The 23,939-nt window shown below is 63.9% G+C and carries 18 protein-coding genes; 7 read left to right on the forward strand and 11 right to left on the reverse strand.

Annotated features, from left to right (window positions below; all coding sequences use genetic code 11):
• Positions 1-24 precede the first annotated feature (24 nt).
• Complete coding sequence (locus tag SFY93_RS18180) at positions 25-1,266, reverse strand: hypothetical protein (protein WP_320444092.1); 1,242 nt, start codon at positions 1,264-1,266, stop codon at positions 25-27.
• 171 nt (positions 1,267-1,437) lie between these two features.
• On the opposite strand from SFY93_RS18180, the gene glmU reads away from it, so the two are divergent.
• Positions 1,438-2,790, forward strand: a complete 1,353-nt coding sequence (gene glmU, locus SFY93_RS18185) for a bifunctional UDP-N-acetylglucosamine diphosphorylase/glucosamine-1-phosphate N-acetyltransferase GlmU (protein WP_320444093.1) — start codon at positions 1,438-1,440, stop codon at positions 2,788-2,790.
• A 22-nt stretch (positions 2,791-2,812) separates the two neighbouring features.
• Here glmU and SFY93_RS18190 read toward each other — a convergent pair whose 3' ends face one another.
• Positions 2,813-2,962 carry a hypothetical protein gene (locus SFY93_RS18190; RefSeq protein ID WP_158550328.1) on the reverse strand — a complete coding sequence of 50 codons (150 nt, stop codon included), beginning with the start codon at positions 2,960-2,962 and terminating at the stop codon, positions 2,813-2,815.
• A gap of 266 nt (positions 2,963-3,228) precedes the next feature.
• Here SFY93_RS18190 and glmS point away from each other — a divergent pair, with 266 nt between their 5' ends.
• Entirely contained in the window at positions 3,229-5,055 is a 1,827-nt protein-coding gene (gene glmS, locus SFY93_RS18195; protein ID WP_320444094.1) for a glutamine--fructose-6-phosphate transaminase (isomerizing), read from the forward strand.
• A gap of 148 nt (positions 5,056-5,203) precedes the next feature.
• On the forward strand, positions 5,204-5,977 hold the full coding sequence (locus tag SFY93_RS18200; RefSeq protein ID WP_374725664.1) for a DUF502 domain-containing protein: 774 nt from the start codon (positions 5,204-5,206) through the stop codon (positions 5,975-5,977).
• A 1,001-nt stretch (positions 5,978-6,978) separates the two neighbouring features.
• Here SFY93_RS18200 and recG read toward each other — a convergent pair.
• Complete coding sequence (recG, locus tag SFY93_RS18205) at positions 6,979-9,084, reverse strand: ATP-dependent DNA helicase RecG (RefSeq protein ID WP_320444095.1); 2,106 nt, start codon at positions 9,082-9,084, stop codon at positions 6,979-6,981.
• A gap of 198 nt (positions 9,085-9,282) precedes the next feature.
• On the opposite strand from recG, the gene SFY93_RS18210 reads away from it, so the two are divergent.
• Positions 9,283-9,573 (forward strand): FAD assembly factor SdhE, encoded by a 291-nt coding sequence (locus SFY93_RS18210; RefSeq protein WP_089264393.1) that lies wholly within the window; start codon positions 9,283-9,285, stop codon positions 9,571-9,573.
• The gene (gene mfd / locus SFY93_RS18215) at positions 9,570-13,088 is read left to right on the forward strand and encodes a transcription-repair coupling factor (protein ID WP_320444096.1); all 3,519 of its coding nucleotides are present in this window, start codon (positions 9,570-9,572) and stop codon (positions 13,086-13,088) included. Before SFY93_RS18210 ends, mfd begins: the two co-directional genes overlap by 4 nt.
• 180 nt (positions 13,089-13,268) lie before the next feature.
• On the opposite strand, the gene SFY93_RS18220 is transcribed toward mfd, so the two are convergent.
• The 4 genes from SFY93_RS18220 to SFY93_RS18235 all read right to left on the reverse strand — a co-directional run bounded on the left by SFY93_RS18220 (position 13,269) and on the right by SFY93_RS18235 (position 18,399).
• Positions 13,269-13,661: a PRC-barrel domain-containing protein gene (locus tag SFY93_RS18220; RefSeq protein ID WP_093758623.1), complete on the reverse strand. Its 393-nt coding sequence runs from the start codon at positions 13,659-13,661 to the stop codon at positions 13,269-13,271.
• 72 nt (positions 13,662-13,733) lie between these two features.
• Complete coding sequence (locus tag SFY93_RS18225; RefSeq protein ID WP_320444097.1) at positions 13,734-14,969, reverse strand: GGDEF domain-containing protein; 1,236 nt, start codon at positions 14,967-14,969, stop codon at positions 13,734-13,736.
• Between the two features lie 105 nt (positions 14,970-15,074).
• Positions 15,075-16,583 carry an AMP-binding protein gene (locus SFY93_RS18230; protein ID WP_320444098.1) on the reverse strand — a complete coding sequence of 503 codons (1,509 nt, stop codon included), beginning with the start codon at positions 16,581-16,583 and terminating at the stop codon, positions 15,075-15,077.
• 4 nt (positions 16,584-16,587) lie between these two features.
• Positions 16,588-18,399, reverse strand: coding sequence for an extracellular solute-binding protein (locus SFY93_RS18235; protein WP_320444099.1), 1,812 nt, complete (start codon positions 18,397-18,399; stop codon positions 16,588-16,590).
• Positions 18,400-18,681: 282 nt separating this feature from the next.
• On the opposite strand from SFY93_RS18235, the gene SFY93_RS18240 reads away from it, so the two are divergent.
• Complete coding sequence (locus SFY93_RS18240) at positions 18,682-19,506, forward strand: invasion associated locus B family protein (RefSeq protein WP_320444100.1); 825 nt, start codon at positions 18,682-18,684, stop codon at positions 19,504-19,506.
• Between the two features lie 169 nt (positions 19,507-19,675).
• Positions 19,676-20,383, forward strand: a complete 708-nt coding sequence (locus tag SFY93_RS18245) for a GntR family transcriptional regulator (protein ID WP_320444101.1) — start codon at positions 19,676-19,678, stop codon at positions 20,381-20,383.
• On the opposite strand, the gene SFY93_RS18250 is transcribed toward SFY93_RS18245, so the two are convergent.
• From SFY93_RS18250 to SFY93_RS18265, 4 genes are all read right to left on the reverse strand, one after another.
• Positions 20,363-21,103 (reverse strand): sulfite exporter TauE/SafE family protein, encoded by a 741-nt coding sequence (locus SFY93_RS18250; RefSeq protein WP_320444102.1) that lies wholly within the window; start codon positions 21,101-21,103, stop codon positions 20,363-20,365. The two genes, SFY93_RS18245 and SFY93_RS18250, sit on opposite strands and share 21 nt — an antisense overlap.
• A gap of 118 nt (positions 21,104-21,221) precedes the next feature.
• The gene (locus SFY93_RS18255) at positions 21,222-22,085 is read right to left on the reverse strand and encodes an ABC transporter permease (protein ID WP_320444103.1); all 864 of its coding nucleotides are present in this window, start codon (positions 22,083-22,085) and stop codon (positions 21,222-21,224) included.
• Complete coding sequence (locus tag SFY93_RS18260) at positions 22,075-22,857, reverse strand: ABC transporter ATP-binding protein (RefSeq protein WP_320444104.1); 783 nt, start codon at positions 22,855-22,857, stop codon at positions 22,075-22,077. The genes SFY93_RS18255 and SFY93_RS18260 overlap by 11 nt, the downstream gene beginning before the upstream one ends.
• Entirely contained in the window at positions 22,854-23,879 is a 1,026-nt protein-coding gene (locus tag SFY93_RS18265) for an ABC transporter substrate-binding protein (protein ID WP_320444105.1), read from the reverse strand. Before SFY93_RS18265 ends, SFY93_RS18260 begins: the two co-directional genes overlap by 4 nt.
• Positions 23,880-23,939 lie beyond the last annotated feature (60 nt).

Below are 23,939 nucleotides of genomic sequence, written 5' to 3' on the forward strand. Positions count from 1 at the left end.
ATTGAAAATCTGATCTTTTGATCCTTAACGCAGACCCAGGAACGAGGTCAGCGACGATTGCGGCTTCGGCGGCGCAACTTCTTCAACGGGCTTGGGCGGCAGCGCTTGTTCGGTGCGTTCCTGTGGCTTCGGCGCGGCGCGCCTGCGTGGCGCCGGTCTGGCTGGTGCAGGCGCAACTTCCGCGGGCGCCGTCTCGGCCTTCATAGCAAGGCGCTGACCGTCGAAGATCGACGTCTCGCAGGGCCGGCTGCTCTCGGTCAGCGCGGCGCAGATCTTCGCGGCAGCTGCAGCATCGGTGAGTGGGCCGGCGACCAGGCGCAGTTGCATGCCGAGTCCGGTCGGGCGCTCCTTCACCATCATGATCGGGCGCAGTCCGTTCAGCGCGCGAGACTTGGACATGCCGCGCCAGATCGCGCGCAGGCCGTCCACCGAGTTAGCGCCGCCGATATCGACGCCGAACTCAGTCCGGGCGACTGGCGTCGCCACGGCCTCGACGACTGCAGGGGCGGGCTCGGGCGCGGCAGGTTGGACCGATGCAGTGATCTCCGGGGCCGCCGGAGAAGGTTCAACGGCAGGCGGCGGTTCGCTCAATTTGGCGGCCGCAGCATCGGGCGGTGCCGTCATCGATTTCCATGCAACGAGCGGCGCAGAGGCTGGTGGATTGATTGTCGATGAAGCCGCTGCTCGCGCCGGTTTGGCGGGTGTCGTTTCGGCAGGCGGCGCGATGGCAGCCACGGGACCGATGACCGGCGTCGACGGAATGCTCGGAAGCTCTGCCGCCGGCTTTGGCTCGGTGGCCGCCGGCGGGGCAACGACGGATGCGGTGGCAGATGGCTGCGGTGCTGGCGTGGTTGTGGCGGCTGTCGGCGTTGGAATGGTCTGGCGCTTGATCGAACCGGTGACTGAATCCAGCCCCTGTTCGACCGAGGTGACGCGGGCATAGAGCCGGTCGCGATCGCTGTTCAGCGTGTCGATGGCCAGCGTCAGGCGCCGGGCCTCGGCCTGGGTCTCTTTGGCGACGAGCTGGATCTGCTGGGCCTGCCGCGCGAAGGTATCGGATGTGGCGACCTGATCGCGGCGCAACTGGACCTGCGACTGGCTGGCCAGAATGGCAACCACCACCGCGCTCACGGCGGCAACGCTCCAGGAACCCAGCCGCCACATCATGCGGCGGTCGACCTTGTCTTCCTCAGCCAGAAATCCGGTCAGCCAGCCGCTATGCTCGGCTGAGAGAGTATCGGCCCACTTGTCGTGCTTATCCGCCATTCGACGTCTGCGTCGCCCCATCGCCCCTGCGAATCACAGTTCAACATTATCAGGAAACCGGCGGGAACCTGAGGTTGTCGGGCCACACGGCGAACCAAACCGGTTTCCAGATTGGCCCAAAACCATTTAAGACGGCCGCGGCGCATGAGCGCCGCCACAACGGGGATTCGGATGACGGGCAGAACCAGCCTCACCATCGTGCTCGCGGCCGGCGAGGGAACGCGGATGCGGTCCTCGACGCCGAAAGTACTGCATCAGGTCGCCAGCCAGTCGCTGCTGGGCCATGTGCTCGCGGCAGCGCCTCATGGCGCAGGCTCTGCACTCGCCGTCGTTGTCGGTCCCGATCGTCAAGACGTGGCGGATGAAGCCAGGCGGGTGCGGCCCGATGCCGCAACATTCGTTCAGCACGAGCGTCTTGGCACCGCCCATGCCGTGCTGGCGGCAAAGGACGCCATTGCAAAGGGCGCGGACGATCTGCTGATCGCCTTTGGCGACACGCCGCTGATTTCGGCCGAGACGTTCGAGCGTTTGCGTGCGCCCTTGGCGGCAGGCGCTGCGCTCACCGTGCTCGGCTTTCGCGCGGCCGATCCGACCGGTTATGGCCGACTTCTGGTCGAAGGCGATCAGCTCGTCGCGATCCGTGAACATGCGGATGCCACACCGGCCGAACGCGAGGTGGATCTCTGCAATGCCGGAGTGATGGCATTCGCCGGCAAGACCGCGCTCACAATCATCGAGCAGATCGGCACGTCCAACAGCAAGGGCGAATACTATCTCACCGATGCCGTCGAGATCGTGCGCAGCATGGGCTTGCGGGCGAGCGTGATCGAGACCAGTGAGGATGAAGTCCGCGGCATCAACACCAAGGCGCAGCTCGCGGAAGCCGAAGCGATCATGCAGGCAAGGCTGCGCAAGGCCGCGCTCGACGCGGGCGTGACCATCGTCGCGCCGGAAACCGTGCATCTCGCGGCCGATACGACGTTTGGTAACGACGTCACCATCGAGCAGTATGTCGTGATCGGGCCCGGCGTCAGTATCGCCGACGGTGCCGTCATCCACGCCTTCTCGCACATCGTGCAGGCGGCCATCGGCAAGAAGGCCTCTATCGGTCCTTACGCACGCATCCGGCCGGGAACGTCGGTCGGCGAGGGCGCGCGCATTGGCAACTTCGTTGAAGCCAAGGCGGCCATTCTGGAAGCGGGCGTGAAGGTCAACCACCTGACCTATGTCGGCGATACGCATATCGGCGCCGGCGCCAATATTGGCGCGGGCACCATCACCTGCAATTACGATGGTTTCAACAAGCACAAGACGGTCATCGGCGCCGGCGCCTTTGTCGGTTCGAATTCGTCGCTGGTCGCACCGGTGAAGATCGGGGCCGGCGCTTACATCGGTTCGGGCTCAGTGATCACCCGCGATGTGCCGGACGATGCGCTTGCGGTAGAGCGCAACGAAGTGTCGATGAAGGAAGGCTGGGGCAAGCGCTTCCGCGACAAGAACGCGGCGAACAAGAAGCCGAAGTGAGCGCGCGGTGTTCGCGATGACGTCAGGTCACCGGGGTCTTCAGGTGCCAGCCACGGCGGATCGGACGCTTGGCGACAATTTCTTCCTGCGGCGTATGGGGCTCGGCGACATGCGGTTTCACCGCAATATCACGCTGCGGCGGCGGCCAATGCGCCAGTTTGCTCTGCGACATCTCGACATGACGCAGCCGTGATCCGGCGATCGATCGGGGGGCTCTGGGGTCTCGCTCCTCCCACATGGACGTCTACTCCGGTCAGGCGTAGATGCTTCCGCAAACACGTTGATGGTTTGTTAAACGCGTCGCGCAAAATGCCCCTACAACCGCGGTAACTTGTCTCAATCGGCAATAATTATTGAGTAACAGTCGATTTGCGATTCTCGCTAAGAGAGTTCCAGTATTTCTGGGCAATTTGATACCACTTGGAGAGATAACCCCGCATGTGCGGCATCGTCGGAATTTTGGGACGTGGTCCGGTTGCTGACCAGATCGTGGACTCGCTGAAGCGCCTCGAATATCGCGGCTACGATTCAGCAGGCGTTGCCACGCTGGAAGGCGCGCATATCGATCGCCGCCGCGCCGAAGGCAAGCTGAAGAATCTCGAAGCCAAGCTCGGCAAGTCGCCGCTGGCAGGTCATATCGGCATCGGTCACACGCGCTGGGCGACGCATGGCAAGCCGACCGAAGCCAACGCGCATCCGCACGCCGCCGAAGGCGTCGCGGTCGTGCATAACGGCATCATCGAGAATTTCCGCGAATTGCGCCTCGAGCTCGAAAAGGGCGGCGCCAAATTCGCGAGCGAGACCGACACCGAAGTCGTCGCGCATCTCGTCAGTTCCTATCTGCAGAAGGGTGCATCGCCGGTCGAAGCTGTGAAGCAGGCGCTGCCACGGCTCAAGGGCGCGTTCGCATTGGCTTTCGTGTTCAAGGATCACGACAACCTGATGATCGGCGCCCGTAAGGGCTCGCCGCTTGCAGTCGGCTATGGTGACGGCGAGATGTATCTTGGCTCCGACGCGATTGCGCTGGCGCCGTTCACCGACGACATCAGCTATCTCGAAGACGGTGACTGGGTGGTGCTGACCCGCAAGGGCTGCGAGATCCACGATGAATCCGGCAAGGTCGTGAAGCGCGACGTGCTGAAATCCGGCGCGTCGGCCTTCATGGTCGATAAGGCCAACTATCGCCACTTCATGGCCAAGGAAATTCACGAGCAACCCGAAGTCGTCGGTCACACGCTGGCGCGTTATGTCGATCTGGCGAACGAGCGCGTTGCGCTGCCGATGACGCTGCCGTTCGACTTCAAGGACATCCAGCGCATTTCGATCACCGCCTGCGGCACTGCGAGCTACGCGGGTTTTATCGCTAAATACTGGTTCGAACGCTTTGCGCGCGTGCCGGTCGAAGTCGATGTGGCCTCCGAATTCCGCTATCGCGAAGCCCCGGTACGCGAGGGCGATCTGGCGATCTTCATCTCACAGTCCGGCGAGACGGCCGATACGCTGGCAGCGCTGCGTTACGCCAAAGAGCAGGGCATGCACACGCTCGCTGTCGTCAACGTCACGACCTCGACCATTGCACGCGAGAGCGAGACTGTGATGCCGACGCTGGCTGGTCCGGAAATCGGCGTGGCTTCTACCAAGGCTTTCACCTGCCAGCTGATGGCGCTGGCGACGCTTGCGATCGCAGCCGGCAAGGCCCGCGGCGAGCTGTCCGACGCCGACGAAGCCAAACTGGTTCACGGTCTCGTCAAGGTCCCCCGTCTGATGACCGACGCGCTGACGCACGAAGCTGCGATCGAGAAGCTGGCGCGCGACATCGCCAGGTCGAAGGACGTGCTTTATCTCGGCCGCGGCACCAGCTATCCGCTGGCGCTGGAGGGCGCGCTGAAGCTGAAGGAAATCTCCTACATCCATGCTGAGGGTTACGCTGCCGGCGAACTCAAACACGGCCCGATCGCGCTGATCGACGAGACCATGCCGGTGGTCGTGATCGCGCCCTATGACCGGGTGTTCGACAAGACCGTGTCGAACATGCAGGAGGTCGCAGCGCGCGGCGGCAACATCATTCTGATGACCGATGCCAAGGGCGCCGAGGAGGCCACCGTGGACTCCATGGTGACCATTGTGATGCCGGACATGGACGCTGCATTCACGCCGCTGGTCTATGCCGTGCCGGTGCAGTTGCTCGCCTATCACACCGCCGTGGTGATGGGCACTGACGTCGACCAGCCCCGCAATCTGGCGAAGTCGGTCACGGTGGAATAGGCCGGCGAAGCGGCAAGATTGTCGCAGGCGGCCGGTTTGGCCGCCTGGCGCCGCCAAGTGGCTTCCCCCGCACTGGCGAAATCCTGCTAGGATACCCATAAGGACTGACGGCGCGGTTTCGCGCGCCGCGCCAGATGGATTTGAAACGCTGATGGAACGCCCCGATTTGCCGTTGACCCCGCCCGTTGGCGACCCGCCGCCCGAGGCGCCGCGCGGTTTCATGGCCCGGATCCGCAACTATTTCCTCACCGGCCTGATCGTCGCCGGTCCGGTCGCGATTACCTTTTACCTGACCTGGTGGTTCGTCACCTGGGTCGATGCGATCGTGCGGCCGCTGGTACCGGAGGCCTATCGGCCCGAACAATACCTGCCTTACGGCATTCCGGGTTCCGGCCTGATCGTCGCTTTTGTGGCGCTGACCCTGCTGGGTTTCCTCACCGCCAACCTGATCGGCCGCTCCCTGGTCGATCTCGGCGAGAACCTGCTCGGCCGCATGCCGGTGGTGCGCGCGATCTATCGCGGGCTGAAGCAGGTGTTCGAGACGCTGTTCTCGGGTTCGGGATCGAGTTTCCGTAAAGTCGGTCTCGTCGAATTCCCGTCGCCCGGCATGTGGTCGATCGTGCTGATCTCGCAACCACCAAGCACCGAAGTGGCGAAGAGCCTGCCGGGGCAGGAGGAACACATCTCGGTGTTCCTGCCCTGCGCGCCGAATCCGACGACGGGATTCTTCTTCTATGTCCCGAAGAGCAAGATCATCGACATCGACATGTCCGCCGAGGATGCCGCGACGCTGATCATGTCGGCGGGCGTCGTACAGCCGGGTTCAGATTCGCAGAAGAAGATCGCAGCATTGGCGCAGATGGCAACGGCAGCGGGTATCGCGAATGCTCCGCCAGCGAAGCAGCCAGCACAGGTGGATTGAGGCACCACGGCTTTGTTGATGGGATGAGCGTGTTCGCGAAACCTATCAATCGATGCCTCGTAACGCTCTCACTCGTCATGGCCGGATGGCGCGAAGCGAGCTTCGCTAGATGTTCCGGCCATCCACGCCTTTCTCCGCGGCCAAGGCGTGGATACCCGGCATGCGCCGGGCATGACGGCGTCTGGTTTGAGCGTGCGCGCGTCACGTTATTTCAGATTCAACTGTCAAACAGCTGCTGCTCTTCAGACATGCGTCATCGCCCCCTGTTGTTTGCGGCGCGGGGGCGCCGTCGTTGCTTGCATTCCTACCCTCCCTTGAGAGGGCGTGCGGAACGCCGGGTGCCCGTTGCACCCTTGGGCCTGATGCGAATGCGGTCTTCCGCAATTGAGAGTGCATCAGGACTTTCGGAGGCGCCGAGCAAGTGCCCAGCGTTCCGCATACGGTGTTTTTTCGGTTGCTTGCGCTTCGCCATGGCGACGATCCCATCACCAAAATTACAGTCCCAGGGCGGAGGGACAGGGTGCCTCAAGCGAGTAAGCCGAACGCGTTTTGATTTGGTCGTCCGTCACACTGTCCAGGGGGGGCTTTCCATCCGAAGGCCGGCTGTCTCCTTGCCAGTGGCAGTGCTGGCGCAGATCCGTCCTGCCCGAAGACGGACGTCACCCCCAAACCGCGTGACGCCGCATCTCCGGCGTCCACCGCATCCCACCCCGCGAACGTGACGATCGCGATCGCCCCTCTCGGTGGGGCAGGATGAAGGGGAATATAAACCTGATGAAGATGTTGTCAACGGCAGATAGGAAAAAATGTTTAGGCGCTGTCTTCCCGCCCCACACTGTCATTCCGGGGCGCGGGCGCGCGCCTTCGCGCAGGCGAACCCGGAATCTCAGCACGGGAGTCTCCTATCGTGCCAAACACTTCGAGATTCCGGGTTCGCACTACGCTGCTGCGCCGCTTCGTGCGCCCCGGAATGACGATGGACACTTTGGGATTTCCGGAGGCTATCCGGCACCGATCAGCGGGATCGCCTCGTCGCGTTCATAGAGATACAGCAGGCAGCGCAGCGCCTCGCCGCGCTCGCCTGTCAGTTTCGGATTGTCCTGCAGGATCCGCAGCGCCTCGTCGCGGGCCTGCGTGATGAGCTGCGCGTGAACTTCCGAGCGGGCGATGCGGAAGCCGGGCATGCCTGATTGACGCGTGCCGAGCACGTCGCCTTCGCCGCGCAGCTTGAGGTCTTCCTCGGCGATCCGGAATCCGTCAGTCGAATCCTTGATCACCTTGAGGCGTTTGGTGGCGATTTCGCCAAGCGGTTCGCGATAGAGCAGGAGACAGGTCGATGCCTCCGAGCCGCGCCCGATACGGCCGCGGAGCTGATGCAACTGCGCGAGGCCGAAGCGCTCGGCATTCTCGATCACCATGATGGTGGCGGCGGGGACGTCGACGCCGACTTCGACGACGGTCGTCGCGACCAGGATCTGCGTCTCGCCGGCAGCGAAGCGTGCCATCGCCGCGTCCTTCTCCGCCCCCTTCATCCGGCCATGCACGATACCAACTTTGTCGCCGAACCGCTGCTGCAGGCTTTCAAAGCGCTCTTCCGCATTGGTGAGTTTCGGGCCGTCCATCTCGGACTCTTCGACCAGCGGCACGATCCAGTAGATCAACTTGCCGTTGTCCACCGCGCGGCCGATGCCGTCGATGACTTCCTGCAGCCGGCTCGCCGACATGGTGCGGGTCTCGATCGGCTGGCGGCCGGCAGGCTTTTCGCGCAGTTCTGAGATGTCCATGTCGCCAAAGTAAGTCAGCACCAGCGTGCGCGGTATCGGCGTTGCCGACAGCACGAGGACATCGACCGCGCTGCCCTTGTTGGTGAGCGTGAGACGTTCACGGACGCCGAACCGGTGCTGCTCGTCGACGACGGCAAGCGCCAGCGCCTTGAATTCCACGTCGTCCTGAATGAGCGCGTGGGTGCCGACGATGAAGTCGATCTCGCCGCTGGCGAGCCGCGCCAGGATATCCTTGCGCTCGCGGCCTTTCTCGCGGCCCGTCAGGATGGCAACGCGCAGACCTGCACGCTCGGCCAGCGGCGTGATGGTCTTGATGTGCTGGCGCGCGAGAATTTCCGTCGGCGCCATCAAGGCTGTCTGCTTGCCGACCTCGGCGGCGGCCGCAGCGGCAAGCAGCGCCACGACGGTCTTGCCCGAGCCGACATCACCTTGCAGCAGCCGCAGCATGCGCAGCGGCTTGGTGAGATCATCGGCAATGGCTGCGGTCGCCTGCTGCTGCGATTGCGTCAGCGCATAGGGCAGGGCGTCGATGATCTTGCGGCGGATGTGGCCATCGCCAGCATTGCGATCGCCGGCGGGACGACGGAGCTGCGCGCGCACCAGCGCCAGTGCCAGTTGGCCGGCGAGCAATTCATCGAAAGCGAGACGCGACCAGAACGGCCCTTCCGGCAGGACGTCAGTGATCTCGACCGGGATATGGACGCGCTGCAACGCCTCCGCCAGCGACGGGAACTTGCAGCGCCGGATCACTTCGGGGCTGATCCATTCCGGCAGCGCCGGCAGCTTGGTCAGCGCCTGCGCGATGGCCTTGCGCAGCGAGGTGATCGCGAGGCCCTGGGTCAGCGGATAGACCGCGTCGATGCCCGTGAGTTTGGCGAAGCCTTCCTCGTCGACCACGCGGTCGGGATGGGTGATCTGCAGCATGCCATCGAACAGCTGCGTCGTGCCGGAGACGTAGCGCTTCTCGCCGACCGGCAGCAGCTTCTCGATCTGGCCCGGATACGTCCGGAAATAGGTCAGGATCACTGTGCCGGTGTCGTCGTGGGCATAGACCAGATGCGGCGCGCGGGAGCGCCCGGGCGGCGGCTCGCGATGGCGGTCGACGGTGACTTCGAGGGTCACCATGGCGCCGATCCCGGCCTCGTTGATCTTCGGCCTGTCGCGGCGGTCGATCACGCTGACCGGCAGATGCAGCAGCAGGTCGACGATGCGCGGAGTCTCGCTGCGGTCCAGCAGGAAGCGCAGCAGCTTGTCCTGCTTCGGCCCGATGCCGGACATGCTGGTGACCGGGACGAACAGGGGATTGAGCACTTCAGGGCGCATCAAACGACTCAGGACTTGGGTTTCAGCAAAAGGACTCGGGTTTCAGCAGGACACCCACGGTATTTGCGAGAGTTGGATGCATTTCAAGGCGAAAGCAATGCGTTATGAGGTGCTGACAGGGGCGGAAGCGGAGGCTATATGAGCTTGCCCGGCACGTCCGGGCTTTCTGCGTTTGCGGGCTTTGGGCGGGATGGACAGATGACGGGAACGACACGATCGAGCAATGGCCTGGATGACCGCCGCAAGCGGCTGCTGTTCCGCTGCTGGCACCGCGGCACGCGCGAGATGGATCTCATTCTGGGGCGCTTCGCGGATGCCGAGATCGGCATTCTGGCGGACCTCGAACTCAAGCAGCTCGAAGACCTGATCGGCCTCGAAGACCCCGAGCTTTATCCGGCCTTTGTCGGCGATACCCAACTGGACGAGCAGTACCGCACGCCGCTGTTCGAGCGCATCAAGCTGTTCCGGAATCTGGACAAGCCTCTATGAAATCCCCCGTTGCCTCGCCGGCCGCACAGCTTGCGCCCGGCCGTGCGCTGACCTTTGCCAATGTCGCCGAGGGCGCCGAAGGCCTGATCGTTGCCGATCTGGCACGCGCGGTTGCGGCCAAGCCGAAGCCGCCGGCGGTGAGCCTGACCGTGATCTGCCGTGACGGTCCGCGGATGCAGCAGCTCGCGCGCGCGCTGGAATTCTTCGCGCCGGATCTGCCGGTGCTGCAATTCCCGGCCTGGGACTGCCAGCCCTACGACCGCGTCTCGCCCCATGGCGGCATTCTCGCGCATCGCATGACCACGCTGGCGCGGCTGTCGCGCCTCACCGGCAGCGACAAGCCGATGATCGTGCTGACCACGGTCAATGCCGTCGTCCAGCGCGTGCCGGCCCGCGAGATCGTGGCGGCGCAGGCGCTGTCGGTTGCGCCCGGCCATGTGGTGCCGATGGACTCCATTGTCGCCTGGCTCGAACACAACGGCTACACCCGCTCTGGTACGGTGCGCGAGCCCGGCGAATATGCCGTGCGCGGCGGCATCCTCGATCTGTTTCCGGCGGGCCTCGACCAGCCCGTGCGGTTCGACTTCTTCGGCGACAGCCTGGAATCGATCCGGGCCTTCGATGCCGAGACGCAACGCACGCTGATGGATATGCGCGCGCTGGATCTGGTGCCGGTGTCGGAATTCCAGCTCATCACCGAAACCATCCGCCGCTTCCGCATGGGCTATGTCGCGCAATTCGGCGCGCCGGAGCGCGACGACCAACTCTATGAAGCGGTCAGCGAAGGCCGCCGTCATCCCGGCATGGAGCACTGGCTGCCGCTGTTCCAGGACCGCATGGACACGCTGTTCGATTATCTGCCGGGCACGCCGGTTGCCATCGAGCCGCAGGGCGAAGATGCAGCGACCGAACGCTTCAAGCAGATCGGCGATTATTACGAGGCGCGCCGCGAGGTCATGGGCACGCCGGGCGGCGGCGCGATCTACAAGCCGCTGCCGCCGGACCGGCTCTATCTGACCGACAGCGAGTGGCACAAACGGCTGGAAGATCTCGCAATGGCGCGGTTGTCGCCGTTCGCCGTGCCGGACGGCACGCCGGGCGTGGTCGACGCGGGCGCACGGGCAGGCCGCAATTTCGCGCCGGAGCGCGCCGACGCCAATGTGAATGTGTTCGAGCGCGTGGTAGCTCATATCCAGGCGCTGCAGGTGGAGCGCAAGAAGGTCGTTGTCGCGCTGTGGAGCGAAGGCTCGCGCGACCGCATGGCCAGCATGCTGAAGGACCACAAGCTGCTCAACCAGCAGATGGTGAATTCCTGGCGCGCGGTGCAGGCGACGCCGCGCAACGAGACCATGCTGGCCGTGGTCGGCATGGAATCCGGTTTCGAGACCGACCAGATCGCGGTCATCAGCGAACAGGACATCCTCGGCGACCGTCTGGTGCGGCCGCGCAAAGCGAGCCGCAAGCTCGACAATTTCATCTCGGAAGTGACGAGTCTCGCTGCCGGTGACATCGTGGTCCATGTGGAGCACGGCATCGGCCGTTTCGTCGGGCTGCAGACGTTGCAGGTCGGCGGCGCACCGCATGACTGTCTTGAACTGCGCTATGCCAACGAGACCAAGCTGTTTCTCCCCGTCGAGAATATCGAACTGCTGTCGCGCTATGGCTCCGACGCGGCCAATGTCGAGCTCGACAAGCTCGGCGGTTCCGGCTGGCAGGCCCGCAAGGCCAAGCTCAAGAACCGCATTCAGGAAATTGCCGGCGAACTCATCAAGATCGCTGCCGAACGGCATCTGCGCGAGACCGAGCGGATCGTCGTACCGCGCGAGCAGTATGACGAATTCTGCGCGCGCTTCCCCTATGAGGAAACCGAGGACCAGCAGACCGCGATCAACGCCGCGCTGCACGATCTCGAACATGGCAAGCCGATGGATCGCTTGATCTGCGGCGATGTCGGCTTCGGCAAAACGGAAGTGGCCATGCGCGCCACATTCGCCGTCGCCATGGAAGGCAAGCAGGTCGCCGTCGTGGTGCCAACCACGCTGCTGGCGCGTCAGCACGCCAAGAACTTCACCGAGCGCTTCAAGGGCTTTCCGGTGAATGTCGCGCAGGCCTCAAGGCTGGTCGCGCCGAAAGAACTGACGGCGACCAAGAAGGGCCTTGCGGACGGCTCCATCGACATCGTCGTCGGCACCCATGCGCTGCTCGGCAAGTCGATCAAGTTCAAGGACCTCGGTCTCGTCGTGGTCGACGAGGAGCAGCACTTTGGCGTGACGCATAAGGAGCGGCTGAAGCAGCTCCGCGCCAATGTCCATGTGCTGACGCTGTCCGCGACGCCGATCCCGCGCACGCTGCAACTCGCACTCACCGGCGTGCGCGATCTGTCGATCATCGCTTCGGCACCGGTCGATCGTCTCGCCGTGCGCACTTTCGTGGCGCCGCATGATCCCTTGATGATCCGCGAGGCGCTGCTGCGTGAGCGCTATCGCGGCGGGCAGGCATTCTATGTGGTGCCGCGGATCGACGACCTCGCCGAGGTGAAGGACTTCCTCGACAAGCACGTGCCGGAGATGAAGGTCGCCGTGGCTCATGGCCAGATGGCGCCGACGGTTATCGAGGACATCATGTCGGCCTTCTATGACGGCAAATACGACATCCTGCTGTCCACCACGATCGTGGAGTCGGGTCTCGATATTCCCAACGCCAACACGCTGATCATTCACCGCGCCGACATGTTCGGCCTGGCGCAACTCTATCAGCTGCGTGGCCGTGTCGGCCGCTCGAAGCTGCGCGCCTATGCGCTGTTCACGCTGCCGTCGACCCACAAGATCACCGGGCAGGCGGAGCGCCGTTTGAAAGTGCTGCAGTCGCTGGAGAACCTAGGCGCGGGCTTCCAGCTCGCCTCGCACGATCTGGATATCCGCGGCGCCGGCAATCTGCTCGGCGAAGAACAGTCCGGCCACATCAAGGAAGTCGGCTTCGAGCTCTATCAGTCGATGCTGGAAGAGGCGATCCTGGCGCTCAAGTCGGGTATCTCCGAGCCGATCGCCGACAGGTGGTCGCCGACCATCACGCTCGGCATGCCGGTGATGATCCCCGACGATTTCGTCGCCGATCTTGCGGTCCGTCTGTCGCTGTATCGTCGGCTCGCCGATCTCGAGACCGATGACGAGATCGCTGCCTTCGCCGCCGAATTGCGCGACCGTTTCGGCGTGCTGCCGGACGAGGTCCGCTATCTGTTCAAGATCGCTGCCATCAAGGCCTATTGCCGCCGCGCCAATGTCGAGAAGGTCGATGCCGGTCCGAAGGGCGTTGTCATCTCGTTCCGCGACAACTCGTTCGCGCAGCCGGACAGACTGGTGTTCTTCATCAAGCAGTATGGCCAGGCCGCCAAGGTTCGTCCGGACATGAAGGTGGTGTTCCTGCAGGATTGGGGAACACCGGAAGAACGTCTCGAAGGCGCAACGGAAATCCTGCGCGCGCTGGCAGGGCTCGCGGAAAGCAAGAAGGCGGCTTAGTTCGCGGTTAGAACTCGTCATGCCCGGGCTTGACCCGGGCATCCACGTCTTGGCCATATGCGCAGATAAGTCGTGGATGGCCGGGACAAGCCCAGCCATGATGGAATATTTCACTAGCATTCAAACACAACCGGCCGCCGGCATTGCTGCCGACGACCGTTCGTTCAACGACTGATGTGCTTACTTCGGATACTTGAATTCCGGAGCGGCCTTCAGGGCCTCCTTGGTGGTGTTCATCGACGCCACCCACTTGTTGTCCTTGTTCAGGCTCACCTTCACCGAAGCCGGCGAGACTGCGACGTAGTGTTCGCCCATGCCCAGGAAGCCGCCGACCGACAGGATCAGCGCGTCGACCTGATTATTCTTGATTGCGAGATCGCTGATCTCGCCGATCGTTTCATCTTTCTGGTTGGTGATGTTCAGGCCCTTGAGCTTGGACGAGAACATCTCCTCCTTGGAGACGGTCGAAAACTTTGCCTCGGCGGGCGCAGCACCCGTCGTAACTGTCGACTGCGCGAGAACCGGCGTGGCGAGGAGGGCGAGGGAAGCGGTGATCAGTGCGAGCTTTTTCATTATCGTTGTCTCCATTGCAGATGCACCTACAATGCGATGTTCTGTACTTCGTTCCTGATTTTATTTCTGGAACTAAGACGCTGCGCGCTGCGCGTCCTCGCCATGCAGGCGCGCCAGCAGCGACTTCGCGGTATCCGTTGGCTCCATCGTGATCACCGTGACGTGGGGATCGTTGCGCGCATCGCGCTTGGGTCCGTGCATGGTGTGCTTCATCACGCTGGAGAGGCGCCTGGCGATCATATGGGCGTTGCGCTGGTCGGTTTCGGCGAAGGCGACCACGATGGAGCCGTCGTTCTGCAGCGTGCCGAAGTCCATCCGCCGCATCAGCCGGCTGATGATCCGCGCAGCGTCGCGCTGCGCGCGCAGCGGGATGTTGTCGAACGAGAACCTGGCCATCGACAATCCGCCGCCGCGGGTCTGGGTGTGATAGACAGCGGTCGCGATGTCGCGTTCGAAGGCTGCCGTCGTGAGCAGGCCGGTAGCGGGATCGAGCAGCCCGTCGGATTCGATCGACTTCAAGGTGCGGCCGAGACGTGCTTCAAAAGCATGCTGGCGTAGCAGCGGCAGCGCCGTGGCTGCGACGGCGTCGGCGTCTCCGACGACCATTTCGAGATTGGCAAGATCGTAGCTCGGCGTCAGGCCGGGCACGGTGACGACAGCGGGCAGATTGCGGAAGCGTGCGTCCTCGGTGAGGACAGTGAGAAACGCGTCAACAACGCGTGTGCTGAAGCCTTCGCCGATGACGATGCCGTCGAGATCGCGCGCATTGAGATGCTTGGCGGCAGCCTCGATGCTGAGCGCGCCGACCACGCCGACGCGTTCGCCGAGCGCAACCGACAGCGCGGCATAACCACCACCGCGGCCGATCAGCATCACCGTCGCATCGTCCAGCGGGTCCGACTGCAGGGACATGCGATGCAGATTCTCCGCGGTCAGGCGCCGCATGACCGTGGCATGCAGCGTGCGCACGCGCAGCGCGTTGCGCAGCCGCGCGCTGAGTCGATCGAAATTGCCGGAGGTCTGCGTGAGCGGGATCGCATGGCCGGGCAGGTCCGTGGCGGGATCGATCGCAATCAGCGGCACGTAAGGTTGCTTGGCGCCAAGCCGCTTGGCCAGCGCCTGGAAGGTCGGCATGTCGTCAGCGGAGGCTGACACTATCACGGCGGCCGGCTGCACCCGGGCCACCGCATCCAGCGCCTCGGCCCATGTCGCATCGACCACCGGGAAGATGTTGCTCTCCGCCAAGGCTGTCGCAAACGCGGCCGGCTGCTGGTTGGAGACGGCGACGATCGTGGCCTGGTCGGACATGCTTAGCTGCTACCTCTGACGCGAAACTATCGCGCCAGGCTAGCCCGACGTCCTTAATGCAGAGTCAATGAGATCGCTCGCATTTTCAGGATCGCTTTTGCTCGCTCAGTCGGCTGTGGCACGGTCGCGGAAGGCTTCGACCATCAGCGGATTGAGGCCGAGTTCTGTCAGGGCGTCGCGGGCGCGGCCGTTATTGCTGGCGCGGCCGGCGAGGCGGTAGCCGCTCAGCCGATCCGGCAGCGCCGTCAGCATCGCGTTCTCGCCGAGCCGCTTGGCCCATTCATTGAGGTCCTGTGCCAGGAAGCGATAGCCGCCGACGGCCATGATGCCCGAGGGCGGCGCGGTGATGTTGATCGCGCCGGTCGCGCGGTCGAGCCGGGCCATATAGCCGGTATCGACATAATCGAGCGGCTGGGCGGGGATCAGCGCGTTGCTGGCGTCGGCCTGGGCCGTATAGGCCAGCACCGGTACCATCGGGCCGCGCAGGCCCAGCGTGCCCCTGGGCGTCAGCATGATATCGCCGGCAATGGAGGAGCCTTGCTGGGCGCGCGGCGCGCCGTGCGGGCCCGGCATGATGGCGAGGGGCAAGCCGTCGTCGCCGCGGACGGCGCCGAACAGACCGGCTTCGCCGAACAGATAGACGTCGGTGAACGATGCCTGCGAGCCCGGCCATGCAGGCGAGGCGGCGACCTGTTCAGGCGCGCGCCAGAGGCCGAGCACATAACGCAGCACCGGCGAGCGATCCAGCAACCCACCATCGGCGAGACGTTGCGCCAGCGGCGCCGGCGCCACCAGCACGTCGCAGGCGTTGGCAGCGATGCTACGTTCCAGCACCGCACTGTCGAACGGATGATGCAAAGCGAGCACGCCGCCGGAGAGCAGCCAGGTCACCAGCGACGAGGCGATGCTGGCAAAAGACGACGGCACCGTCGCCGACATGATCGTGGCGCCCTGTGGCATGCCGCTTTCCAGGAACACGGCGAGGCCACCGGAGATCAGGTTGAGATGCGTGCGCGGCACCGTGCGGAAGCCGTCGGAGGTGACATCGAAGGAGACGATGGCCGCGCGGCGGGCGTCCTGCGTTACGGGCGTGGACTCCACGAATTCGCTCGACAGCACAGCGTCGAGCGGGGTCATGCCTTCCGGCAGGTCGCTGCCGAAACCTCCGACATAGCGGATCGAGAAGGCTTCAGCCGCAGCGTTCATGATCAGATCGGCATGGCTGACGCCGTCGATCTTGCTCGACGTCACCAGTGCACGTGCACTGCAGCGATTCAGTGCCATGGTCAGGTCGGCCTGGCGCCAGAGTTGCGGCAGCAGCGCGACGACGAGGCCGGCGCGATGCGCAGCCAGCACGGTCAGTACGAATTCGACAGTGTTCGGCAGCTGGACGGCGATGACCGAATTGGCGGGGAGGCCGGCCTCCATGAAATGCGCCGTCAGTGCCGAGATCGCCCGGTCGGCATCCGCAAAGGTCAGCCGCTGCGGTTCCGTTGCGGTGACACGCATCTTGTCGGCGGGATCGACCAGCGCCAGCGCCTGCGGCTGCCGGCTGAGGATGCGGCGAAACAGACCGTCGAGGGTGGGTGAGGCATTCGGCGTGGGTGAGGTCACGGTGTCACTTCCGGTTCGGCGGCGAAGCTGGCAGCGTTCTGGCCCACCAGGTCTCCGGCAAATAGCCGGAGAGAGCGATGGTCGAAGGTCGTTCTATCCGATTCCATCGCGCAATCCATTGCTCGCCGACATAGTAGAGCGGGATAGCGTAGAAACCTGCGATCAGCGCGCGGTCCATGGAGCGGACGGCATCGACGAACGGACCGTGGTCGCGGGCCTCCAGCATGGCCGAGATCATGGCGTCGACGGCCGGATTTTTCGCGCCCATATAGTTGCGGGTGCCGGGATTGTCGGCGGCTTCCGAGCCCCAGTAGAACGACTGTTCGTTGCCCGGCGACAGCGACTGGTCCCAGCGGTTCTGGATCATGTCGAATTCGAAATTGATGCGGCGCTGGTCGAACTGCACGGCATCGATGGAGCGGATATTGGCAATGATGCCGGCGCGCTTGAGATCGCGTGCATAGGCCAGCGCGATGCGTTCCTGATCGCGGGTGGTGACGAGGATCTCGAAGGCGAGGGGCGCTTTGTCGGACTGCCGTCGCAGCACGTTGTTTACAAGTTCATAACCCGCGTCCTTGAGCAGCGCCAAAGCGGCACGCAAAGCGGGGCGGTCACGGCCCGAGCCATCGCTGACCGGCAGGCGGTAGCTGCCATCGAGAATGTTGGCGGCTATATTTGAGGCGTAGGGCTGCAGCAGTGTCCGTTCGCGATCATCCGCGGCGCGCGTATAGGCGGAGAGATCCGAGCCCGCGAAGAAGCCGGCCGAGCGGGCATAGAGGCCGAAGAAATAGGTGCGGTTGATCCATTCGAAATCGAACAGCAGCGTCAGCGCCTGACGCACGCGGATATCGGCGAACATCGGCCGCCGCGTGTTGAACACCAGAAATTCCGACGGCTTCGGCAGGCCGGTCTTGATGCTGTCGCGGATCACTTCGCCGGACGTGGCGGCGGGGAATGTGTAGCCGTCGTGCCAGCGCAGCGGCTCATTCTCGACGCGGAAGTCGTAGAGGCCGCGCTTGAAGGCTTCGAAATGGGTGTTGGCCTCGCGATAGTAGTCGAGACGGATCTCGTCGAAATTCCATAGCCCGCGATTGATCGGCAGATCGCGGCCCCAATAGGCGGGATTGCGGGTGAGGGTCACCGCCGCGCCGGGTTTCACAGCCGTCACCGTATAGGGCCCGGAGCCCAGCGGCGGCGCCATCGAGGTTTCCTCGAACGTGTCGGGATTGACGGCGTGTTTCGGCAGCACCGGCATCAGGCCGAGGATCAGCGGCAATTCGCGATCCGCCTGGCCGCCGAAGTCGAAGCGCACCGTGCGCTCATCCAGCGCCTCGGCCTTGGCGACTTTCGAATAATACTGCCGGTGATTGGGCCGGCCCTTGTCGCGCAGCAACTGCCAGGAGAACAGCGCGTCCGCAGCCAGAACGGGCTTGCCGTCGGAGAATTTGGCCTGGGGATTGATCCGGAAAGTGACGAAGCTTCTCGCGTCATCGGTCTCGACGCTCTCGGCGAGCAGGCCATAGAGCGTGAAGGCCTCGTCCTGACCGCGGGCCATCAGGCTTTCGATGACATAGCCGCGCATCTGCGGCACCGCGATGCCCCGGACGATGAAGGGATTGAGGCTGTCGAAGGTGCCGAGCACGCCCTGCACCATGCGGCCGCCTTTCGGCGCGTCGGGATTGGCATAGGGCATCTGCCTGAAATCGGCTGACAGGGCCGGGGCGCCGTGCATGGCGATGGCGTGGGCCGGTTCGGCTTGTGCGGAATCGGCCACTGGGCCGGCCAGAGCTATCCAGCAGGCCAGCGCCGCGATCATCTTAGACAGGGTCGAAAGACCCTGTGCATGTGTGCGATTTGATTCGGTTGATTTCACAGAGGAACTTTACCATGGCTGTCCCCCACGAACCTGTGCCATGCATCAAATAGGGCTGGCGCCATTGATCTTTTCGTCGGCCGCTGTATTGAAAGCGGACAATTGACGAGGACGGCGCGGCCTGTCACGTAACGGCCTTAATTGGCACCGAGACACCCGCCAACGGGTGACTGTCAGCGCCGCCTCCGGGATATGAGCGCCTCCGTTCAGAAAGGGTTTTCCGAAATGAATTTCCGTCTCTTGGCTGCGTCGGTTCTGCCGCGCGGGCGGGGCTTCGCGCTTCTGGCGGCGACGGCCTTGACCGCCACGTTGATCGCTCCGGTTGCGCATGCGCAGGCTCCTGCGCCTGCTGCGCCGCCGGCCGCGGCGCCGAAGGCTGCTGCGCCTGCGCCCAAGGCCGCGCCGAAAGCGGCTCCGAAGGCTGCTACCCCGGCCGCTCCCGCCGCCCAGGCGCCAGCCGCAGGCGCGCCACCGGCCGATCAGCAGGTTCAGCTGATCTACGCGCCGTGGACCAAGTTCTGCCTCAAGGGCCAGGACGCCAACGCCAAGCAGGTCTGCTTCACCGGCAAGGACGGCCGCATCGAGTCGGGCCAGCCCGTCATCGCCGCCGTCATCATCGAGCCGGAAGGCGAACCGAAGAAGATCCTGCGCGTGACGCTGCCGCTCGGCATGCAGCTCGTGCACGGCACGCGCGTGATCGTCGATGCCAACGCCCCGGCGCAGAGCCCTTACGTGATCTGCTTCGCCAACGGCTGCATGTCCGATTACGAAGTCACCCCGGAGCTCCTGGCCAATCTGAAGAAGGGCCAGAACCTGATCGTGCAGGCGATCAACTCCAACGGCGCACCGCTGACGCTGCCGCTGCCGCTGGCCGAATTCGCCAAGGCCTATGACGGCCCGCCGACCGATCCGAAGGTGTTCGAAGAAACCCAGAAGAAGCTGCAGGAAGAGCTGCAGAAGCGCGCTGCGGAAGCCCGCGCCAAGCTCGAAGCCCAGCAGCCGGCAGCTGGTGCAGCACCGGCGGCCCCGGCCAATCCGGCCGCGAAGTAAGCGGTTCGCAGAGACCAACAAAAGGCGCCCAGCGATGGGCGCCTTTTTCGTTGGCCGGGCGCCCGGTCTCGTAGTTTCGCATACTTTCGCATACTGTAGACAACGAACGAATTCCCCTGCCGGCACGTAAAGGCTAGGCAGGACACGCAGACGTGTGGGACGGCAGCGCATGGCGAAAGACGGCAAACCACCTGCAAAGCGATTGGGCGAACAGCACAATTCGCTTCACGACCTCGTTTATGATGAGATCCGTTCAGCGATCGTCAACGGGCGACTGAAGCCGGGGGAACGGCTCGTCGAGGAGCGGCTCGCCGAGGAATACGGTGTGTCGCGCAATCCGGTGCGCGAGGCGCTGCGCGCTTTGAGCACGGAGGGGCTGGTGGACGTGTCGAGCCGCCGCGGTGCCCATGTCGCCCATATCGCGCCTGAGAAGCTACAGGAGATCATCGAGATCCGCGCGCTGCTCGAGTCGCATAATGCGCGGCTGGCGGCGCGGCATAAGAATCCGGTGGTACTCAAGAGTGTCGAGGCGATCCTGCTGAAGGGGCAGACAGCGCTCAGCGTCGGGCGGCTGAAAAGCCTGCGCGACCTCAACGAGCAGTTTCACAAGGCGCTAGCGCAAGCCGGCAACAGTGAACTCCTCTCGGAAATGCTCGGCGCACTACGCGCCCGCAGCGCGCTGTTGTTCTCGCCGGACAATCCGGAGCGGCAGGCGCTGAACTGGAAAGAGCATGCCGGCATCCTGCAGGCGATTCTCGATGGTGATGAGGACACGGCAGCGAAGCGCGCGATGGCGCATGTGCTCGGTGCTGGCGAAGCGCATCTGAAGGCGTTGCGCTCCGTCGCCGATGCCGAGTCAGCCGACCAGCTGCCGTAGCAGCAGCAACAGCGCGGCGAGGGCCGACAGGCCGAGCACCGCGAAACGGACGATGCCCGGCGAGACCAGCTTTGCCAGCGGTGTCGAGATCCAGAAGCCGAGATAGAGCGGCGCGATCAGCCAGGTGCCGAGCACCACATCGTGCCAGGCGAAGCGGCCGGCAAAGGCCAGTGCCACGATCGAGATCAGCGATCCGAACAGCAGGAAACCGCCCAGCGAAGCGCGCAGCGTCGCTTTTGGCGCATTCTGATACATCAATGCGATCGGCGGCAAGCCGACCGAGGTCACCGTCCCCATGAAGCCGGAGACGCAGCCGGCACTGAACATGACGGCTGGCGAGGAGGGCAGTTCGATCCGCGCCAGGCTCATCGCAACACCGGCGAAGATCACCAGTGCGAATACGATGGACAATTCGCGGACCGGCAGAATGCCGATGAGCGCGGCGGCGATGATCGAGGTGGGTGCGCGGCCGAGCAGGGCAAAGCCCAGTCCCTTCGAGTCCAGACTGGCGCGCTCGCGCAGCAGCGACAGCAGAGCAATGATGAGCCCGAGGAAAAGCATGGGGCCAGGCACCAGCTTGGGATCGACGATGGCGAGAATGGGGGCGGCGAACATGCCGAAGCCGACGCCGCTGACGCCCTGCAGGCAGGCGCCGATGAGAACGAGAATGCCGGCAACCGCCCACGGGCCGGCGATTGCGTGAAGGACGAGATCCGTCATAATCCAATTTTCCAAAGTCTGTCGTCTTGAAGAAGCGACCGTTGAGGTCAGCAGGGCCCGTCAGCCCGTCGCGTATCTGCGGCGGGCCGTTGTGGTGTTTGCAGGACTGTCTCTTGCGTCAGTCTGCGCGGGCGGCGGGTTTGTTGATGCGGATCTCGACCAATTGAATCAGCGCGTAGATCGCCAGCGAGATGAAGCCGAGCAACACGATCGCCGCCATCACCATGTCCATGCGAAAAATCTGGCTGCCATAGACAATGAGATAGCCGAGCCCGGCCTTTGATGCCTGAAACTCGCCGACGATGACGCCGACCAGCGACAGGCCGGCATTGGCCTTCAGCGTGGCGATGAAGGTGTGGACATTGCCGGGCAGCACGACCTTGGTGAGCATCTGCCAGCGCGTGGCACCGAGGGTACGCACCAGCTTGATCTTGTTCGGGTCCGACTGGCTGAAGCCCGTATAGAGCATCAGGATGGTGATGAAGAGCGCGACGGCGACAGCGACGGCATAGATCGAGCCGGTGGCGCCGAGCCAGATATAGAAGATCGGCACCAGCGCGATCTTGGGCAGCGCATTGAGTACCACCAGAAACGGATCGAGTATCCGCTCCAGTTGCGGCGACATCCAGAGCAGGATCGCGATGATGGTGCCGAGCACCATGGCGATGGCGAAGCTGAGCACCACTTCGGTGAGCGTGACCATGACGTGTTCGCCGAAACGGCCGTCGGCGATCATCTGCAGGAAGGCCTGCAACACGGCGCTGGGGTAGCTGGTCAGCATAGGATTGACCCAATGCATGCGCGGCGCGATCTCCCACAGCAGGAGAAACAGCACGACAAGGCCAAATTGCGCGACGGCGATGCGGCGCTTCTCGCGCTGCTGGTCGGCGAGCCAGGCCTTGTATTGTAGGCTTTGCCGGGGTGTCACGTCCGATGATACGGCGGCGACGGGCGTATCGGTGATGGCGGCTTTACTCGGCATGGATCTCAAGCTCTTCCCAGACAGTGTTGAAATAGGACGGAAATTCATCCGTCTCCCGCGCGGCAAAACTGCCGGGACGATCGTTCCCGTGGCTCGGGAAAGTAATGGCGTGGATCGATCTGATGCGGCCGGGGCGGCGGCTCAGCACGATCACCCGGTCGGCCATGGCGATGGCTTCGGGAATGTCGTGGGTCACAAGCACCGCCGTCTTGTTCTCCTTGCGGATGATGCCGCCGATCTCGTCGGCGATCGACAGCCGGGTCTGGAAATCGAGAGCGGAGAACGGCTCATCCAGCAGCAGGATATCCGGCGTCATGCACATGGTGCGCGCCAGCGCCGCGCGCTGGCGCATGCCGCCAGAGAGTTCCGACGGCTTGCTGTGCAGGAAGTCGCCAAGGCCGTAGCGCTTGAGCAGCGCTTCGGCCTTGCGCCGGGCGTCGTCCATGTCGTCGCCGCGGATTTCGGGGCCGAGCAGCGCGTTGTCGACGATGCTGCGCCATTCGAACAAGCTGTCCTGTTGCAGCATGAAGCCGACCTGCGGCGACGGGCCGGTCACCGGTACGCCATCGAGCAGCACTTCGCCCTCGGTGGGCTTGATGAGGCCGCAGAGCAGCGAGAGAAGCGTGCTCTTGCCGCAGCCGGACTGACCGACGATGCTGACGAACTCGCCTTGCTCGACCTTGAAACTGATGTCCTTCAGCGCCAGCGTCTCGTTCTTGGGCGTGCAGTAGCGCAGATTGACGTTGCGGAATTCGATCTTGGGGACGCTCATTTGGCTGCGCCCTGCGATACCGACGCCTTCACGGCTTTGGCGAAGGACGGATCGACCAGCTTCTCATACGCGACCTTCTTGCCGGCATCGAGCACGCTCGAGGCGATTAGCAGATCCTGCAACGCGCTCATGGCTTCTGCCGTGACCAGCGGCGAGGTCTTCCACACGCCGGCTTCGCGCTGGCGGGTAATGGATCTGGCGAGCTCGATGGCAGACACGCCGGGGAAGAATGGCGCGAGTACCGTGGCTGCTTCGTCCGCGCTCACTGTCTGCATCCAGGTCTCGGCCTTGGCGATGGCATTGGTGAAGCCCTGGATGATCTTGGGCTTCGCCTTGATGGTACCCTCCTTGGCGGTGAACACGGTGTAGTCGATCTGGCCGGCGGCCTTGCCGATATTGGCGAGGGAGACGCCCTTGCCGGCGAGCTCGATCTTGGTGACGTCGGGCTCGAAGAAGGTGGCGTAGTCGCCGGTGCCGGACATGAAGGCGCCCATCCGCGCGGGGATGGCGACATTGGTGATGATGCTGACGTCCTTGTCGGGATCGAGGCCGTTATCTTTCAGTACCTTGTCGAGGAAGATCGCCGGGGCCGAGCCCTTGCGCCAGCCGAGGATGGTCTTGCCCTTGAGGTCCTTCCAGCTGAAGCCGTCCTGCTTGCTGCGGCCGACCAGGAAAGAGCCGTCGGTGGCGGTGAGGCCGGCGAAGATGCGGATCTTGTCGGGTGACAGGCCGGTCTCGATATAGACCGGGGTCTCGGGACCCGCGAGGACGATATCGGCGGTGCCGGAGAGGAGGGCGGCTGTCGCCTTGTCGCTGCCCTGGGCGGCGACAAGATCGAAGTCGATGCCCTCCGCCTGGAAATAGCCGAGTCCCTTGGCGGCATAAAGTGGGGCATAGAACAGCGAGTGGATCACCTCCATGAAGTTGATCTTCTCCATCGGCTGCGACCTGCCAATGGCTGGGGTGCCGATCACGGCGGCGGCGCACAGCACGCCCATGATGAAGCTCTTGCGGAAACTCATTGCTGTTAAACCCTTCCCTGTCTTCCAAGTCCGCGCATGGCGGTGTCAGATAGGGCAATG

It is taken from the genome of Tardiphaga sp. 42S5 (assembly GCF_034044155.1).
In the GTDB taxonomy this organism is placed as follows: domain Bacteria; phylum Pseudomonadota; class Alphaproteobacteria; order Rhizobiales; family Xanthobacteraceae; genus Tardiphaga; species Tardiphaga robiniae.